Origin of the sequence: Kribbella caucasensis (assembly GCF_004361855.1) — a bacterium.
Taxonomy (GTDB): Bacteria; Actinomycetota; Actinomycetes; order Propionibacteriales; family Kribbellaceae; genus Kribbella; species Kribbella caucasensis.
In genome coordinates this window covers 24,607-41,154 of record NZ_SNWQ01000024.1, presented here as the reverse complement: position 1 = coordinate 41,154, position 16,548 = coordinate 24,607, and the positions used below count along the sequence as shown (strand labels likewise).

General features: G+C 67.9%; 13 protein-coding genes. 9 read left to right on the top strand and 4 right to left on the bottom strand.

Annotated features, from left to right (window positions below):
* Window positions 1-6 precede the first annotated feature (6 nt).
* Both EV643_RS35615 and EV643_RS35610 read right to left on the bottom strand, forming a co-directional pair.
* Window positions 7-696: an anti-sigma factor family protein gene (locus EV643_RS35615; protein WP_133804612.1), complete on the bottom strand. Its 690-nt coding sequence runs from the start codon at window positions 694-696 to the stop codon at window positions 7-9.
* Entirely contained in the window at window positions 689-1,255 is a 567-nt protein-coding gene (locus tag EV643_RS35610) for an RNA polymerase sigma factor (protein WP_238166032.1), read from the bottom strand. The genes EV643_RS35615 and EV643_RS35610 overlap by 8 nt, the downstream gene beginning before the upstream one ends.
* A gap of 372 nt (window positions 1,256-1,627) precedes the next feature.
* On the opposite strand from EV643_RS35610, the gene EV643_RS35605 reads away from it, so the two are divergent.
* The 8 genes from EV643_RS35605 (at window position 1,628) to EV643_RS35575 (ending at window position 14,055) form a co-directional block, all read left to right on the top strand.
* Complete coding sequence (locus EV643_RS35605) at window positions 1,628-3,001, top strand: LVIVD repeat-containing protein (protein ID WP_133804611.1); 1,374 nt, start codon at window positions 1,628-1,630, stop codon at window positions 2,999-3,001.
* A 212-nt stretch (window positions 3,002-3,213) separates the two neighbouring features.
* Window positions 3,214-4,818, top strand: coding sequence for an LVIVD repeat-containing protein (locus EV643_RS35600; RefSeq protein ID WP_133804610.1), 1,605 nt, complete (start codon window positions 3,214-3,216; stop codon window positions 4,816-4,818).
* Between the two features lie 207 nt (window positions 4,819-5,025).
* Window positions 5,026-6,582, top strand: coding sequence for a PQQ-dependent sugar dehydrogenase (locus EV643_RS35595; RefSeq protein WP_133804609.1), 1,557 nt, complete (start codon window positions 5,026-5,028; stop codon window positions 6,580-6,582).
* Between the two features lie 64 nt (window positions 6,583-6,646).
* On the top strand, window positions 6,647-9,580 hold the full coding sequence (locus EV643_RS35590; protein WP_133804608.1) for a M36 family metallopeptidase: 2,934 nt from the start codon (window positions 6,647-6,649) through the stop codon (window positions 9,578-9,580).
* 268 nt (window positions 9,581-9,848) lie between these two features.
* Complete coding sequence (locus EV643_RS35585; RefSeq protein ID WP_166665702.1) at window positions 9,849-11,354, top strand: LVIVD repeat-containing protein; 1,506 nt, start codon at window positions 9,849-9,851, stop codon at window positions 11,352-11,354.
* 253 nt (window positions 11,355-11,607) lie between these two features.
* Entirely contained in the window at window positions 11,608-12,648 is a 1,041-nt protein-coding gene (locus EV643_RS44430; protein ID WP_166665701.1) for an ABC transporter ATP-binding protein, read from the top strand.
* Window positions 12,614-13,333 carry an ABC transporter ATP-binding protein gene (locus tag EV643_RS35580; RefSeq protein WP_166665700.1) on the top strand — a complete coding sequence of 240 codons (720 nt, stop codon included), beginning with the start codon at window positions 12,614-12,616 and terminating at the stop codon, window positions 13,331-13,333. The genes EV643_RS44430 and EV643_RS35580 overlap by 35 nt, the downstream gene beginning before the upstream one ends.
* Before the next feature lie 248 nt (window positions 13,334-13,581).
* Window positions 13,582-14,055: a hypothetical protein gene (locus EV643_RS35575; protein ID WP_133804605.1), complete on the top strand. Its 474-nt coding sequence runs from the start codon at window positions 13,582-13,584 to the stop codon at window positions 14,053-14,055.
* Window positions 14,056-14,111: 56 nt separating this feature from the next.
* Here the strand turns inward: EV643_RS35575 and EV643_RS35570 are convergent, their stop codons facing one another.
* Together EV643_RS35570 and EV643_RS35565 are read right to left on the bottom strand one after the other, a co-directional pair.
* On the bottom strand, window positions 14,112-14,543 hold the full coding sequence (locus EV643_RS35570) for a chromate resistance protein ChrB domain-containing protein (RefSeq protein ID WP_133804604.1): 432 nt from the start codon (window positions 14,541-14,543) through the stop codon (window positions 14,112-14,114).
* Window positions 14,540-15,046, bottom strand: coding sequence for a Chromate resistance protein ChrB (locus EV643_RS35565; RefSeq protein WP_133804603.1), 507 nt, complete (start codon window positions 15,044-15,046; stop codon window positions 14,540-14,542). The genes EV643_RS35570 and EV643_RS35565 overlap by 4 nt, the downstream gene beginning before the upstream one ends.
* 118 nt (window positions 15,047-15,164) lie before the next feature.
* Here EV643_RS35565 and chrA point away from each other — a divergent pair, with 118 nt between their 5' ends.
* Entirely contained in the window at window positions 15,165-16,544 is a 1,380-nt protein-coding gene (chrA, locus tag EV643_RS35560) for a chromate efflux transporter (protein WP_133804602.1), read from the top strand.
* Window positions 16,545-16,548: the final 4 nt, after the last annotated feature.

Here is a 16,548-nt window from a genome sequence, read left to right as displayed (position 1 = left end):
GGTTTGTCAGCGAGTCAGCCGCGCTGACAGCACCAGCCGGCCGTCGCCGTCGAGGATGCGTAGCAGCCTCGCGTCGTGTACGGCGACCGGAATCGCGGCGCCCCAACCGCGCGATCGGGTCAGGTCGACACCTGCCGCGAGCAGCTGGGAGGTGCCGTCGCGGATCACCAGCTCGACCGCGTACCGGCCGGGCGGCAGCACCTCGGTCACCGTGACGAACATCCAGGCCGGGTCGCCTTGGTAGCCGAACACTGCACCGCGCTGCACGCCGCCGAGATCGCGCAGCGCGAAGGCGACGAAGTACTGGCCGTTCGCCGTCTGCAGGCTGCTCCGCAGACCGGCCGCAGCCTCCCTATCCTCATGCCCGGACCAGTACACCGCCCCACCGGACGCCGACCCGACCAGCAGCAGCGCAGCGGCCAGGCCGAGCAGCCGACGCCACGCCCGCCGGACTGGGACCGCGGGCCCGCCGAGCCGGCCCAGCACCGCCGTCTCGAACCCGGTGGGCGGCTCAGCCTGCGGGACCAGGGTGAGCAGGTCGTCGGCGAGAGTGGACAGCTCGGCAAGGTGGTCGCGGCAGTCCGCGCATGAGGCGACATGACCGAGCACGAACGCGCGATCTTCGACCGACGCCACGCCGAGCGCCACCTCGTGCGCCAGCTCCCGCACCTCTGCGCACCGCCGGGAGTCAGTCATCGCTCACATCCAGAGATGACCGAAGCGTGAGCAGCGCGGTGCGGATCCTCGTCTTCACCGTGCCCAGCGGTACGCCGTCCAGCTCGCTGATCTCGCGGCCGGAGAGGCCGTGGAACACCGAGAGCAGCAGGCAGCGCCGCTGCGCCGCCGGGAGTCGATCGAGTGCGCGACGCAGCCGGTCCAGCTCCGCGGCGCTGACGACGTCCTCGCCGGGCGCCGGGTCGCTGCTCGGCAGCTCCAACGCGCTGAGCACCATCGGGTCGACCGGCACCGCGCGCCGCAGCCGGGCCGCATCCACCGCAAGGTTTCGAGTGATCGTCAGCAGCCAGGTGGCGACCGTTCCCCGACGCGCGTCGTACACCGCGCCGTGCCGCCAAGCCCGCACGAACGCCTCCTGTGCCACCTCCGTCGCCACCTCCCGATCCCCGACGATCGCGTACGCCAGACCGAACACCCGGCCCTGGAACCTCCGGACGAACGCCGCGGCCGTATCCGGGTCGGCCGAAGCAAGGCCGGCCAGCAGCGACTCGTCGGAGAGGCCCACGCTGGTAGTACGCACCAGCAGCTGCCACGGATTCAATGGGTCCCTGCCCAGACGCCGAACGGCAGGACGCCTGGCACTTTCCCGCAGCCGATGGGGAACGGTGGCGGGCATTGATCCGGAAGTGATTTCTCAGCAGAGCCGAGCGTTGATTTCGTTCCACCTCGATGGTAGGGCAGACGTAGATCTCGGCGACGTTCGGTTCCGAGGCGGGGGGCGTGCCGCCCCTGGGCGGTCACCTCCAGAGGAGAAGGGGGTCCGCTCATGCATGCCTGGAAAGGATGGTACTTAGCGGCGCTCGTTTGCGGTGTCGTCACTGCCCTGGCCATACCGTTGTGGGCTGCGGCTGCGCCGCCGGACGATACGGCTGACCGGCCGCACAGCCAGAACATGCACTTGATTGGTTCCAGCCTCCGCGCAGGTGCGGTCACCGGTCCGCCGCCCGTTGGTCCTGGCGATGTTCCATGGGACACCCGGAACACCGATCTGGCGTTCTGGGGCGACACCGTGATCCAGGGGCGCTACGACGGCTTCCGGGTCATCGACGCCAGAGCGCCGGGGAACCCGGTGGAACGGGCGTTCTTCACCTGCGTCAGCCCACAGGGTGACGTCGGAGTCTACGGGAACCTTGTCTTCCGCTCGGTCGATTCGCCTCAGCGAACGGACCAGTGCACTGACGTGGCGCAGTCAGGGAATCCGCCCGACGCCGACTGCGCACCTGTGGCTGCGCCGTGTACGGGCTTCGAAGGCATCCAGATCTTCGACATCAGCGACCTGAGCAACATCGAACTCGTCGCGTCGGTCCCTCTCGACTGTGGATCTCACACCCATACAGTGGTTCCTGACTCAGACCGGGACCGCGTCCTGATCTATAACAGCGTGAGCGGAGCGGGTCTCCAAGTGAATCCCGGCAAGTATGGCAACCGTTGTCCGGGCTTGCCGTTCAACCGTGAGGACATCGTGGAGGTTCCGCTGTCCGACCCGGGCTCGGCGAGCGTCATCGGCTCGTTCTCGCTCGGCCAGCTGCCAGACGGTCGGGTCATCACCACCTGCCACGACCTGGGTGTGATCCTCGGCTCGGTGAAGCGGGCAGCCTGCGCGGGCAACCCCGGGGTTCCTGTGTTCGACATCTCCGATCTCGAGAACCCGGTGTTCCTCTACGCGACTACGGCTCCGACGGTCACGGGCTTCCACTCCGCGGCCTGGAGTTGGGATGGCTCGATCCTCGTCACCGGCTGGGAGCCTGGCGGCGGCACGCTGCCGCGCTGCCAGGCGACGGGGACTCCGATCAGCCCGCCCACAGCCGGCAGTTCAGTGCAGACGGACGAGATGAAGACGATCTTCTTCCATGACGGCGCAACGGGTGAGGTGATCGGCCGGCACGTCCTGCCCCGCCCGCAGTCCCAGTACGAGAACTGCACGATGCACAACTACAACGTCGTCGCGCACCCGACGAGGAATCTCCTCGTCCACGGTTCATACCAGTCAGGTACGGCGCTTGTGGACTTCACCGACCCGGCGAACGCCTACGAGGTCGCCTGGATGGATCCCGACCCGCTTGATCCACCATCCGACACGAGCCCAGGCGGCCGTATCAACTTCCGCGGCGGCGACTGGTCGTCGTACTGGTACAACGGGCGCATCTACGAAAGCGACACGAGGCGCGGCCTCTACATCTGGGACGTGAGCGCGCCTGAGGTCCGCGGTCCCGTGGTGATGCTGGACCACCTCAACCCGCAGACCAACCACGTATCGATCCCATAGGGAGCTGGGCGCACAGACGGCGCGGGCCGACGACGCCGGCCCGCGCCGTCGGTCGTAACCCTGGCCGCCGCATTCGCATTGATCCGGCTTCGCTCTTGACCTGTCTGCTGCGGGAGGGCTCAGATGGAGCTGTTATCAGGGTGGGCAAAGACCCGGTCATGGGTCGCGCAGACGGTCGAATGGTGTCGCCTCCTTCGGAGGGGATGATGGTGGTGAGGCGCAGAACGCTGGTTGCCGTGGTCATTGTGGCCTTGTTCGCAACTGCCGGGGGCACAGCGAGCGGTGGTGTCGGGATCGGTCCGGGTGGCGGCACTCCTGGCACCTCACAGAACTTCGAACTCGTTGGGCACGATCCGCTTTTCAACCGGGGGATGAACGCGGCGCCGGCGATCTTCGACAACTACGTATATGTCGGCAACCGCTCGGACGGATCCGACTCGTGCGGCGATTCCGACCCCGGGCCCGGCGTCACGCCGGTGCTCGAGCCGACGAACCCGGACGGCACCTGCACCCACGTTCACCCTGGCATTCTCGTGGTCGACATCGCTGACCCGGCCGCGCCCGCGGTTGTCGGCGAGTTGGGTGAGGAGTTCGTGAGCGGGGCAGACGTCGGCCAGACCGCGCGCGAGCTGCGCGTCTGGCCCGAGCAGAAGCTGCTGATGGTCATGTACTTCCGCTGCAGCCGCATCATCCACGCCTGTCCCCAGACGGACCAGCGGTTCAGCGTGCGCTTCTTCGACCTCGCCGCGAGCCCGACCGATCCACCGCTGATCGCGACCTACACGCCTTCCCGGCTCCCGCACGAGATGTACCTCTGGATCGACCCCACCAACCCGGCCCGGGCGCTGCTGTGGCTCTCGACCCCGACCACTTCGGCCAACCCGGCCACGGCCAACCTGATCATCACCGATATCAGCAAGGCCCACTCGGGCGTCTTCAGGGAAGTTGCTCGCGGCAACTGGAACCAGTTCTTCCCCGGTGCGGCCGATCCGGCCAACTACGACTTCGACCTTGCGTTGCACTCCATGACTCCATCGGCGGACGGCACCCGAACCTACCTCGCGTATCTGCGCGGCGGCTTCGGGATTCTCGACACCAGCAAGGTGGCTCGCAACCTGATCCCCGCCGGCACGGTCGAGAACCTGAACGACGATCTGCTGACACCCGCGCCGTTCCCGACCTGGGGCGCGGGCAACCGTTGCGCCGGCCACACGGCCGAGGGCTGCGCGGAAAGCCACTCCGCGGTGCCGTTCCCCGGGCGGCCGTTCGCGCTGACGATCGATGAGGTCTACGGGACGTTCACCACGCCGGCGTTCGGCTGGCCATGGGGCTGGGCACGGACGTGGAACGTCGCCCAGCCCAGGCGCCCGCACATCCTCGGCGAGTACAAGCTGCTTCAGAACACCGAGGCATTCCGTCCCTCCGTCGACCCCGCAACTGAGCAGTTCACCAGCTACAGCTCGCACAACCCCACGCTGACGCGTAACGTCGCGCTCGACGCGTGGCACTCCGGCGGCCTCCAAGCGATCGACATCGAGGATCCGGGCAGCCCTACCCAGTCCGGCTGGTTCTCACCCGCGCCGCTCGCCTCGGTCGCGCTCGAGGATCCGGCGCTCAGCCGCGGCCCGATCAAGGTCGTCATGTGGAGCTTCCCCATCGTCCGCAACGGCCTGATCTACGTCGTCGACATCCGCAACGGGCTCTACGTGCTGCGCTACACCGGACCCCGGGCCGACGAGGTCCGAGCCATCGGGTTCCTCGAGGGGAACTCCAACCTGCAGGACGCCCTCACACTCGCCGCCGGCAGCCTCGAGTAGCGCGTCGAATCATTCGAACGACTGATCATGCGAATCGCCGTCGCAGGACAAAGATGCGAGTCGTGTGGTCTTGTCGCCCGGTTCTCGGCGATTTAGGCTGCGGGAGCCGAGCGGCATGGGGCCAGGGGTTCCGCGTGCCCAGTCGCGCCGTACCCGGATCGCTTGGGGGCCTTGCAGCCCGGTTCGATCGAGGCAGGGAGGTGCCTCATGAACCGGTTACGCGCGTCGACTTCATGGCTGGCGGTGATGGCCGGGCTGGCAGTTGTCGTGGGATCCGCCACGTCGCCGGTGGCGGCGCAGGCCGGGCCGACGGTGGTCGATCCCGATCTCGGCGTCAGGACCGTGATCAGCGGGCTGGTGACGCCGTCCACGATGGCGTTCCTGGGTCCGAACGACTTCCTGGTGCTGGAGAAGAACACAGGCAACGTGAAGCGCGTTGTCGGCGGGGCGGTGCAGGGGGTCGTGCTCGACCTCGCGGTGAACTCCGCATCCGAACGAGGGTTGCTGGGTATCGCGTTGCACCCGGATTTCCCCCAGGATCCCGGTGTCTACCTGTATTGGAGTTGCCTGGCCCCACCTCCGGACACGAGCAATCCATTCTTTCCGACGCAGCCGCGGTGCACCGAGATTCCGGAGCTGGGAGCTGACAGCGCGGACATTCTCGCGGTGCCGCTGCTCGGAAACCGCGTCGATCGCTTCGAGTGGACCGGCTCGGCGCTGGTCTTCGACCACAACCTGCTGATGCTGCGGTCGTTCCAGCACGACGGCGCACCTGAGCCCGCCGGCCAGAACGACGCGGCGCAGCCGGCGCGGGGCAACCACGACGGCGGCTCCATCGCATTCGGAGCCGACGGGAAGCTGTACGTCCCGGTCGGGGATCTGGGGCGCCGCAGCCAGATGCAGAATCTCCCGCTGGGGCCGACGCCGCCAACGGCTGACGACCAGTTCGGGGGACCTGCTCCCGACAACGCCCACCTCAGTGGCGTGATCCTCCGGGTGAACGATGACGGGTCGACGCCTTCGGACAACCCGTTCTTCGGCGTCGGAGCCCAGATCGGCGGGGAGGCAGGCGCGAACATCCAACGGGTGTTCGCCTACGGTCTGCGCAACACCTTCGGGATCGCGGTCGACCCCGTCTCGGGGAGCCTGTGGGACCAGCAGAACGCCGACGACGCGTTCGACGAGCTGAACCGGGTCGAGCGGGGCATGAACGGCGGGTGGATCCAGACCATGGGTCCGGCGTCCCGGATCGCGCAGTTCAAGGAGATCGAGCTCACGCTGCCACCGTCGGGTGGGCTCGCGGGCGCGCAGCTGCAGCAGATCAGGTGGCCGGCGACCAACATCGCGGACAGCCCGGAGCAGGCCCTGTCGCGGCTGTTCGTGCTGCCCGGTTCGCGGTACAGCGATCCCGAGTTCAGCTGGAAGTTCGCCGTACCCCCGGCGGCCATCGGCTTCCTGTCGAGTCGCGCGCTCGGTCCGCAGTACGCCAACGACCTGTTCGTCGGTGCGGCGACGCCGCTGACCGTCGGCGGCCATCTGTTCCGCTTCAACCTGACCGGCAACCGGCGCATGATCGCCGTTGACGATCGACGTCTGGAGGACCGCGTCGCGGACAACAACGCGAAGCACGACATCACTGAGAGCGAGAGCCTGCTGTTCGGCAGCGGCTTCGGCGTCAGTACCGACATCGAGACCGGCCCGAACGGCAACCTGTTCGTGGTGTCACTCTCGACCGGCACGATCTACGAGATCTTCAGGAAGTAAAGGACCAACAGCCGGCACCGCCCCGGTTCCGCGGGAACCGGGGCGGTACCCGGAGGTGAGGAACGTGCGCACACCATCCCGTGCGTTAGTGGCGGCAACCGCGTTGCTGACGGTAACCGCCCTTGCATTTGCGGCAGGGCCGGCTGGCTTCGCGGCCAGTTCCGACTCACAAGACGCCGTACCAAACGGCGCCATCCCGGGGGATCATCAACCCAGCAAGGAGAAGGACAACAGGAAGGGCGTGGTCGCGCCGACCGCTCGCCAGCTAGCGCGCGCCGCCGCACTGGACGCTCGGGCTCGCTGGAACCGCCTGGGCACACCGGCCGTGCTCGCCAAAACCGGGGCGCCGTTGGCCACCGGCCTCGGTGCGGACCCGGTCCAGGCGGCCAAGGCCTACGTCGCGGCCAACCGCGATCTGCTGGGACTCAGCCAGCGCGGAGCGGACGCCCTCGAGGTCCTGACGGTCGCACCCATCGGCAACGGCGCGGCGGTCGTCTTCAGGCAGCGATTCGGCGGCCTCGTCGCAGGCCGCGACGGTCTGCTCTCGGTGGGCGTACACGAAGGCAAGGTGTGGTACGTAAGTTCGTCTCTTGCCCGCGACGCCGCTGTACCGCAGCCGGCAACGATCTCCGCAGCCGACGCCGAGCGCATCGCAGCTACCGATGCGGGTGTCTCGAATCCGACAATCATGGGGACCAGCCTGGTCGCGGTTCCGACGCCGGACCAGGGTGCGCGCGCCACGTACCAAGTCACCCTGGGTTCTGACCTCGACCGCGCCGAGCCAGTCGCGTACACGACCTACGTCGACGCCAGAGACGGCAGCGTCCTCATCCGGGAGAACCTGGTCGACTCGGACACCGACAACCCGGAGTGGGAGGTCTTCCCCAACACGCCCCCGACCGACTACTCATCGGTCGACACCAGGCAGCGCTGGTGCTTCGCCGATGGGCCGGGCTGCGACGAGATCGTCGGTACCCCTGCATCTCCGCTCGCTTGGGACATCAAGCCCGAGAACGGCAAGACGAGCGAGACCACGCTCGGCAACAACTCCTTCGCCGTTCACAACTGGTTCACGAACAATCCGTTCAAGGTCGGACACGAGCTCGCGACGCCAAGCCCGACGCGTGAGTACGACTATCCATGGACCAATCAGTGGCTCAGGGAGCGGTGTTCACCAGCCGTCTTCGACACGGCCCCGCGCAACGACATCGATGCCGCCCGGGCCAACCTCTTCGCTGGGCACAACCGCATGCACGACTGGTCGTACCACCTCGGGTTCACGGAGACCACGTTCAACCTGCAGGACGACAACTTCAAGCGGGGCGGCAAGCAGAACGACCCCGAGCAGGGCAACGCGCAAGCCGGTGGCATAACGGGTGGACCGCCTGCGTTCGCCGCGCGGGACAACGCCAACCAGATCACGCCGCCCGACGGGCATCGACCGATCACCAACATGTATCTGTGGCAGCCGATCGCGGGTGCCTTCTACGCACCGTGTGTCGACGGCGATTTCGACATGTCGGTCATCGCCCACGAGTACACCCACGCCATCACCAACCGGATGGTCGCCGGTCCGGACATGGGTCTCAGCTCACCCCAAGGCATGAGTGAGAGCTGGTCTGACCTGTTGGCCATGGAGTACCTCATCGAGCACGGCTACGCGCCGGCCGGCATCCGGGCGTTCACGATCGGCGAGTACGTCACGACCGACCCGATCGCCGGTATCCGCAACTACAACATGAGCAGCAGCCCGCTCAACTACAGCAGCGTCGACTACGACTTCGTCGGCCTGCAGGTCCATGCCTCGGGCGAGCTGTGGAGCGCGGCGAACGTCGACATCCGGTCCGCGATGATCCAGCGGTACGGCGCCGGAACGCCGGCGTTGCAGAAGTCGTGTGCCAACGGCCAGACTCCGGTGACCTCTTGCCCGGGCAACCGGCGGTGGGTGCAGCTCGTGTTCGACTCGTTCCTCCTGATGGCGACCAGCGCCAACAGTATGGTCGACGCGCGGGACGCGCTGCTCGGGGCGGACCAGATCCGCTTCGGCGGTGCCAACCAGGACATCCTGTGGAACGCGTTCGCCAAGCGCGGGCTCGGCGAGGCGGCGTTCAGCAACGGCGCCGGTGACCCCAACCCGAGGCCCGGCTTCACGTCGCCGTTCGCGACCGAAGCGACGATCACCTTCCGTCCGGTGGACGAGAACGGGCAGGCCGTTCCCGGTGCGAGGTTGTTCGTCGGCGACTACCAGGCCCGGGCGATCCCGGTGGCGGATACGGACCCCGCCACGCCTCTCACCAACCAGGTGAGCCTGGTGCCGGGTTCGTATACCTTCATCGCTCAGGCCCCGGGATTCGGGCATGCGCGACTCGGTGCGACCTCCTTTGCCCCGGGGCAGGCAAGCGACCTGGTCGTACAGATGCCGCGCAATTTCGCATCGAGCGCTGGCGGCGCCACCGTGAGTGGCCAGGGGATCAACCTGGCCAGGATCGTCGACGACGACGAAGCGACCAACTGGGCGTCGCTGGGCAGCGCGGTAGCCGGCAAGCAGGTCACTGTCGACCTGGCCGGTGGCGTCCAGGAGGTCGGGCGCATCCAGGTCAGCGCGTTGCTGCGGCCGCCGATCGCTACCGACCCCGACGCTGCGACTCAGAGCCGGTTCTCCGCACTGCGGCAGTTCCGGGTGCTGGCGTGCACGGCAGGTGGCGCGGTCGCCTGCTCTGACCCAGCACAGTTCGAGGTCGTCTTCACCAGTCCGGCGGACGCGTTCGCGTCGATTGCGCCGCGGCCGCGAGCGCCGGAGCTGACGATCAGGTCCTTCGATATACCGGATGTCACGGCGACGCATCTGCGGCTTGAGGTGCTGACCAACCAGTGCACGGGTGCGCCGGACTACGCAGGTGAGCAGGACGCGGACCCACGAGCGAATACAGACTGCGCCACCGCCAGCCCGCAGGCGCGCAACGTGCGAGTGGCCGAGTTCCAGGCCTTCGCGCAGTAGGAGGGAGCTTCAGATAGGCGTGAAGGGCATCTTCCGCGCGATGGTGCCCTTCACCTGCGACGTTGTGTGGAGCGAGTGATCTGGCTACGTCACGCCACACGATGGCTGCGTGGCGTAGCCGGCGGCGATCCGTTCGCGAAGTCTGTGCGAGAGAGCTGTTCTGCGGCATGGACGCCCCCTGAAGGGGTTCCTAACATCGGCGGTGTACGGCGGTGTGCGACCGCCGATCAAGGGGGTGGGGAGCATGTCTCGCGCATATCTTCCAGGGATGCCCAGGTCGATCGCTGCGCTCGGTGCGGCCACGCTGGTGCTGGCATCGATGGCGGCCGCACCTGCCGTCGGCGGCAGCGGCCGCGGTGGCGAACCTGACGTCAGGGCCGCCATCCAGCAGGTGGCGCAGGCTCGGCTCGCCGGCGCGGCGCAGGGCGTCGGTGGTTCGGGCCCGTCAGGGGGTGCGCCCGCCGCTGGCGATCACACCCGTCTGGTCGGGTCGCTCGGCATTGCGGGTGGTCTTCATGGGGACGTGTACGCCTACCGCGGCTTCGCCTACATCGGTACGTGGAGTGGCCCGTGTCCAGGCACCGGAGTGAAGATCATCGACGTGCGCGACCCGTCGCGACCGAGCCTGGTAACCACCGCAGGCGGGTATCCGAACAGCTCGGCCGAGGACATGCAGGTGCTCACCGTGAGCACCGCCGCGTTCACCGGCGACCTGCTCGCCATTGGACTGCAGGACTGCGGGCTGCCCGACCAGCCTCCCGGCAAGGCCGGCCTCGACCTGTGGAACGTCACCGACCCTGCACACCCGTCGCATCTCGGCTTCTTCGACTCCGGCGCCTACTCGTTCGGCGTCCATGAGCTCGCCCTCACCAGCCGCACCATCGCCGGACAGCCGCGCGTCTACGCGCTGACCGCGATGAACTTCGCGGAGGTGATCTCGACTGCGTTCACGGCTACGCCACGCGGCGACTTCGAGCTGATCGACGTCACGAATCCGTCCGCTCCGGTGCTCGCCGACGACTGGGGCGCCGGCAAAGATGGGGGTCTGGCCTACGGCTCACCGGTGTTCGGGCTCCCCGCACCCTTCGACTGCACCCCGCCGCCTGGCACCCCGCAGCTGTGCCGCGGGCATTTCCCAGCGGTGTTCGGTCACAGTGCGACGCCGAGCGCCGACGGCCGTACCGCGTACGTGGCCTATTGGGACGCCGGCGCGATCGTCCTGGACATGACCGACCCCACCGACCTCCAGATGGTGGGCCGCGCGGTCTACCCCGCCGACAGCGAGGGAGACACACATTCGTCGGTGCCAAACGCGGCAGGCACCCTGCTCGCGACCACGGACGAGGACTTCTCACCGGGTGAACTCGTCGCCGCCGGCGAATCGAAGGAGCCCGGCGACACCTGGGGCTTCGCGCGGCTGTGGTCGATCACCGACCCCGCCCACCCGGTGCGCCTGTCTGATGTGACCACACCGCACTCGCTGACGAACAAGACCGACGCGTTCTACTCGGCCCACAACCCGGTGTTTCTGGGCGACCGGCTTTACGTCTCCTGGTACTCCGATGGATTGCAGGTGTTCGACGTTGCCGATCCCCGTACACCGCGGCGCGTCGCGTCGTACCGGCCGCAGCCGACCCGGGATCCAACGGGTGTGTTCCAGGGCTTCGGGGCGAAGGACAAGCCCTACCCATTCGTTTGGGGAGTACACCTCGATGGCGGGCTCAGCTATCTCAGCGACATCAACTACGGCCTGTACGTCGTGTCCGTCCGCTGACAGCACGAGCTTGTACGCACGCACCGCCTGCGTCACCGTCAACGGTCGCGGGTCCTCGCGCTCATCACGGCGACCATCTGTCGATCCATGGGGAGGGGACAAGGAGGACGCTATTAGCTGCCGTTCTGTCGGGATCGTGGCGGCGCTCGCGGCCACCTATCGCCGGCGTTGACCTGGGCCAAGGTTCTGGGTTGATGCTGATTCGATGGGATCCAGGAGAGCGGAGTCCGGGCAATGAGTGTCGACGAGTCCAGTGACCAGATCCCGCCGCGGGCGCCGTGCCGGGCTGGCGCTGGTCTTCCTGGTCGGTAAGAACCTCATGGCCCTGCTGCTCACCGACGGGCCGATGCCCCGAACCGCCGAGATCCTGCCTCGCGTGCTCATCGTCGCGGGGTTGATCTCCGCTCTCGGCCTGGTGGCCGTGGCCGGGCGCGAAGTTCGCGAGGTGCTGTCCGAGACGGTCGCGCGGCACACCAAGGAGCGGATCGTCGACGTCGCGGCCGCAGTCGAACTGCAGGCGTACGAGAACCCGGCGTTCCACAACCGGCTGGCGCGAGCCGCGACCGGGCAGCATCGGCCGATCCAGCTCGTCGACGGCCTGATCGGCACGATCGGGGCACTGGCCGGGGTCGCCGGGATCATCATCGCACTGCTGACGATTCAGCCCTGGCTCGTGCCGATGGTCATCGTCGCCGCGGTGCCACTCACCGCCGCGGTACTCAAGGCCGGACAATCGCTGTTCGGATTCCACCTGCGGATGACCGCCGCCACCCGGGCCCGCAACTACCTCTTCGAGCTGCTCACCGGCAAACCGTCGGCCACCGAGGTACGCGCGTTCGGCCTCACCGCGCACTTGCTGCGTCGGCACGGCGACCTGTACGACGCGCACATGACCGAGCTGCGTCGCACCGCGCGTCAGCGCTTCCGTATCGCCGTCGCGGGCAACCTCGCCCTCGCTACGACTCTCGCGGGTGCGCTCGCCGTACTGCTGCACCTCGCACTGTCCGGCCGGATCGAGTTGGCGGATGCCGCCACCGCCGGCGCCGCGCTGCTCGTGCTCGCCGAACGCACCATGATGACGGTGATGAGCGTCGGCGACATCTACGAGTCGGGGCTGTTCGTCGAGGACTTCACCTCCTTCCTTGCCTTCGGCCCCGCGGCTATCGCCGCACGCCCGACGGAGCCCGCACCGGATCGCTTCCGCCGGATCACGGTCGAAGACCTCACCTTCACCTACCCCGGCCGCCGAGCAGCCCGCGTTGCGCGATGTCTCGCTGCGGATCGACGCCGGTGAGGTGATCGCCCTGGTCGGCGAGAACGGCTCGGGCAAGACCACGCTAGCCAAGCTGCTTTGCCGCCTCTATCTGCCGCAGCAGGGCGCGATCCGCTGGGACGAAACCGACACCGCCGCGGTCGACCCTGACGGCCTGCGGCGGAGCATCGCCGTCATCTTCCAGGACTTCCTGCACTACGCACTGACCGCACGGGAGAACATCGGCTTCGGCGCGATCGACCAGGTTGACGACCTCGCCGCGGTGCGCGCCGCGGCGGTCCGGTCCGGCGCCGAACCGGTGATCACCGCGCTGCCCAACGGATACGACACGATCCTGTCACCGGAGTTCGCCGACGGCCGCGACCTGTCCATCGGCCAGTGGCAACGTGTCGCGCTCGCCCGCGCGTTCATCCGCGACGCGCCGCTGGTCATCCTCGACGAACCCACCGCCGCCCTCGACCCGCGTGCAGAGCACGACCTGTTCACCAGCATCCGCGCCCTCTACACAGGCCGCACCGTGCTGCTGATCTCCCATCGCTACTCCACCGTCCGCGCCGCGGACCGCATCTACGTACTCAGCGACGGCCGAATCGCCGAGCACGGCAGCCACGAACAGCTGATGGCCGCAGCCGGGCACTACGCGGAGCTGTTCACCCTGCAAGCAGCCGCCTACACCGAACCCACTTCCGGGCCAGTCCTGTCATGACTCCCCGCCGCCTCGGCGGCTCGTTGTGCGCGGCATGCACCGACGACGTGCCGTAGTCCGGTCTCGACTGCGACCAGGTGGTCGGCGACAACGGCGATGGGCCCCAAGCCTTGACCATGCGATCCCGTGAGAGCACGGTGGAAGGTGGTGCGCGGAGACCATCGGGGAGGACCGGGACTGGCTCGCGTGCCGTCAGCCAAAGGATGCGCCGCACGGGCGGCACATGGTTCTCGATTGGGGGATGTTGCATGCTGCGCCGTTTGTTCGCCTGCGTTCTGACCGCAGGACTGCTACTGATCGGGTCGCCGGCCTACGCGCAGCCGCCGGTGACCGAGACCGTGCACGAGAAGGGCGTCGTCGAGACTTTCGAAGACGTCGTGCCCAGTTGTGAGTTCGGCGGGCCGCTGTACGTGGTCACCACGACGAGCAACCGGGTGCTCCACATCACCGAGTTCGAGGATGGCCGGGTGCATGTGACGTTCACCGACACTGGGACGTTCGTCGCCGTACCCAAGGACGACCCGAGCCTGCCCAGCTTCACCGGCAAGTTCACGGTCTGGGGTGGCTTCAACGCCAACGGCAAGGTGGTCAACGGCACGTTCACCTTCAATGCGCACGGCACCGGGTCGGACGGCTCGACCTTCCGCGTCAACCTCGTCGACCACTTCAACGTCACGCCGAACGGAACGGAGTTCTTCTTCACCCACTGCCACGACGCGTGACCACGGACTCGGCGGCTCCCCATCAGCCACACGGCTGATGGGGCCGAGTTCAGGCGCTAGGCGGGTTCGCGGCCCAGCAGGTTGCGCCGGCGGTAGTACTCGTAGAGCCCGTCGAACAGCGGTTTCGTGGCGGTGAGGGTGTGGCTGTCGTCGCCGATCATGGACAGGCCACGCAGGATGACGTCGAGACCGTGGGCCTCGGGAGCGTCGTAGCGGCCGTCGTCGAGGTCGGCTTCATGGACGATGCGTGCGATGGCCCACAGGACCCGGTCGGTGAGGTCGTAGCGCCGCAGGATCGTTTCGAAACTGCAGTCGTCGTGGTGGTGGCCCAGTTCGGCGCCGCGCATGTCGAACGGCGTGGCCTCGTCGGGGACCTCTTCGGGATCGGTGACGAACACGAACTCGGCGTCCGGGTCGATGTCGCGGCGGATCAGCCAGGCGCAGGCGGCACGGTCGATGTGAACTCCGGCGCGGGTGGCCCATTTCATGCGGTGTCCTCGGTGATCTCGTCGGGGTACCTGAGCGCGTCGACGGCGGCGCGGGCGGCGTCCCGCTCGGGTGGCGGGAAGTAGTCGCGACGCTGGATCCGCCGCAGTTCATCGCGGAGCCGCCGCACCGCCCGGGCCCGCTCCGCTGAGCCGGCGGCAGTCGCGTCAGCCTGCTCGCCGGCGGTCTTGCGCAGTTCGCGGTACTCCGCGGCCCGGGCATCGGCCATGGCTTGGGCCAGCTGGCGTTCCTGCGCCTTGGTAGCGGGCCGGGCGATCCAGACGCCGGCCGCGCCGCCGGCCTCGGTGATCTCGTCGGCGATCCAGTCCAGATGTTCCCGGGTCCGCGCGTCGGCGGGCAGTGCGACGAGACCGTCGCCGAGCTGGGCGACACCGAGTCGCTTCAACTTGCGCCAGATGCCGATCCGGGGCGTCGAGGGTTCGCGCGGCATCCGGTAGGACAACAGCAACCATTCACCCGGGCTGCTGATGCGCACGGTGCTCATGACGCTCACTTTCGTCCTCGGTGTCCCACTTCCCGGACATCGACCGGCAGGCAATGCAACCATGGTTACATTGCTGCTCACGATCGTCCAACCGGGAGCGACGCGGAGGGAGTCAGCGATGAGCGAGGGGACGACGGTGGGCCGCGATGTGGTGCCGCTGCGGACGGCAGTGAAGGCGTGGTTCCTGATCTCGCTGCAGACCTTCGGCGGCCCGGCAGGCCAGATCGCGGTGATGCAGCGGACCATGGTCGAGGAGAAGCGGTGGATCGGGCAGCGCCGGTTCCTGCACGCCTTGAACTACTGCATGCTGCTGCCCGGACCGGAGGCACAGCAGTTGGCCATCTATGTCGGCTGGCTGCTGAACGGCACGCGCGGCGGCCTGATCGCCGGCAGCCTGTTCGTGATGCCCGGCATGCTCGCGCTGTTGGTGCTGTCGATGATCTACGTCGCCTTCGGCGACACCACGGCAGTCACGGCCGTGTTCGCCGGCGTCGGACCCGCGGTGGTGGTGATCGTGGCCCAGGCCGTCATACGGGTCGGGAAGAAGGCACTCGGCCACCCCGCCCGGGTCGGACTCGCCGTAGCGGCATTCATCGCGCTGGCCGTCTTCGCCGTCCCGTTCCCGCTCGTCGTTGCCGGCGCGGCCATAGCCGGGTGGGCCTTGGGCAGATTCACCCCCGACGTGATGCACCGCCAAGACACGACAGCCCCCGCCGACGGCGCCCCGGCTCCACTGATCGCCGACAACGCGTTGCACCACGAAAGGCCAAGCCTGAGCCGGTCGGTGGTCGTGCTCAGCGTCGGGCTGGTCGTGTGGGCCGCGCCGGTGACCGCGGCCGCAGTCCTGACCGGAGCGGGCAGCGTGTTCACCACGCAGGGCTTGTTCTTCTCCGGGACAGCGGTGGTCACCTTCGGCGGCGCGTATGCGGTGCTGGCGTTCGTCGCGCAGCGAGCGGTCGAGGTGTATGGCTGGCTGTCAGCCACCGACATGGTCCGCGGACTCGCGCTGGCCGAATCCACGCCCGGGCCATTGATCATGGTCGTACAGTTCGTGGCGTTCCTGGGCGCCTTCCACCACCCACCTGCAGGTCTCGACCCATGGGCGGCCGGCACCATTGCGGCGCTGCTGACCACATGGGTGACCTTCGTGCCCTGCTTCTTGTTCATCCTGCTCGGCGCACCATCGGTGGAGCGGCTCCGCGGCAACCGCACCTTGTCAGCCGCACTCACCGGTGTCACTGCCGCCGTGGTCGGTGTCATCGCCAACCTCGGCCTCTACTTCGCACTGCACACCCTCTTCGGCGCAATCAGCACCGCCCGATTCGGCCTGGTAACCATCGGGCTGCCTCAGTTGGACACCTTCAAGCCAGTCGCGGCGGCCATCACCCTCGCCGCGGCCATACTGACGTTCAGGTTGAAATGGCCAGTCCTCCGCGTCCTCAGCATCTGCGCCGCACTCGGCGGCGCCGCCGCTCTCGCCGGCCTGCCGATCGCCTGACCCG

Coding starts and splice junctions, on each gene's coding strand:
- EV643_RS35595 (WP_133804609.1), top strand. CDS start 5,026: ATGAACCGGTTACGCGCGTCGACTTCATGGCTGGCGGTGATGGCCGGG.
- EV643_RS35585 (WP_166665702.1), top strand. CDS start 9,849: ATGCCCAGGTCGATCGCTGCGCTCGGTGCGGCCACGCTGGTGCTGGCA.
- chrA (WP_133804602.1), top strand. CDS start 15,165: ATGAGCGAGGGGACGACGGTGGGCCGCGATGTGGTGCCGCTGCGGACG.
- EV643_RS35570 (WP_133804604.1), bottom strand. CDS start 14,543: ATGAAATGGGCCACCCGCGCCGGAGTTCACATCGACCGTGCCGCCTGC.
- EV643_RS35575 (WP_133804605.1), top strand. CDS start 13,582: ATGCTGCGCCGTTTGTTCGCCTGCGTTCTGACCGCAGGACTGCTACTG.
- EV643_RS35605 (WP_133804611.1), top strand. CDS start 1,628: ATGCACTTGATTGGTTCCAGCCTCCGCGCAGGTGCGGTCACCGGTCCG.
- EV643_RS35615 (WP_133804612.1), bottom strand. CDS start 696: ATGACTGACTCCCGGCGGTGCGCAGAGGTGCGGGAGCTGGCGCACGAG.
- EV643_RS35565 (WP_133804603.1), bottom strand. CDS start 15,046: ATGAGCACCGTGCGCATCAGCAGCCCGGGTGAATGGTTGCTGTTGTCC.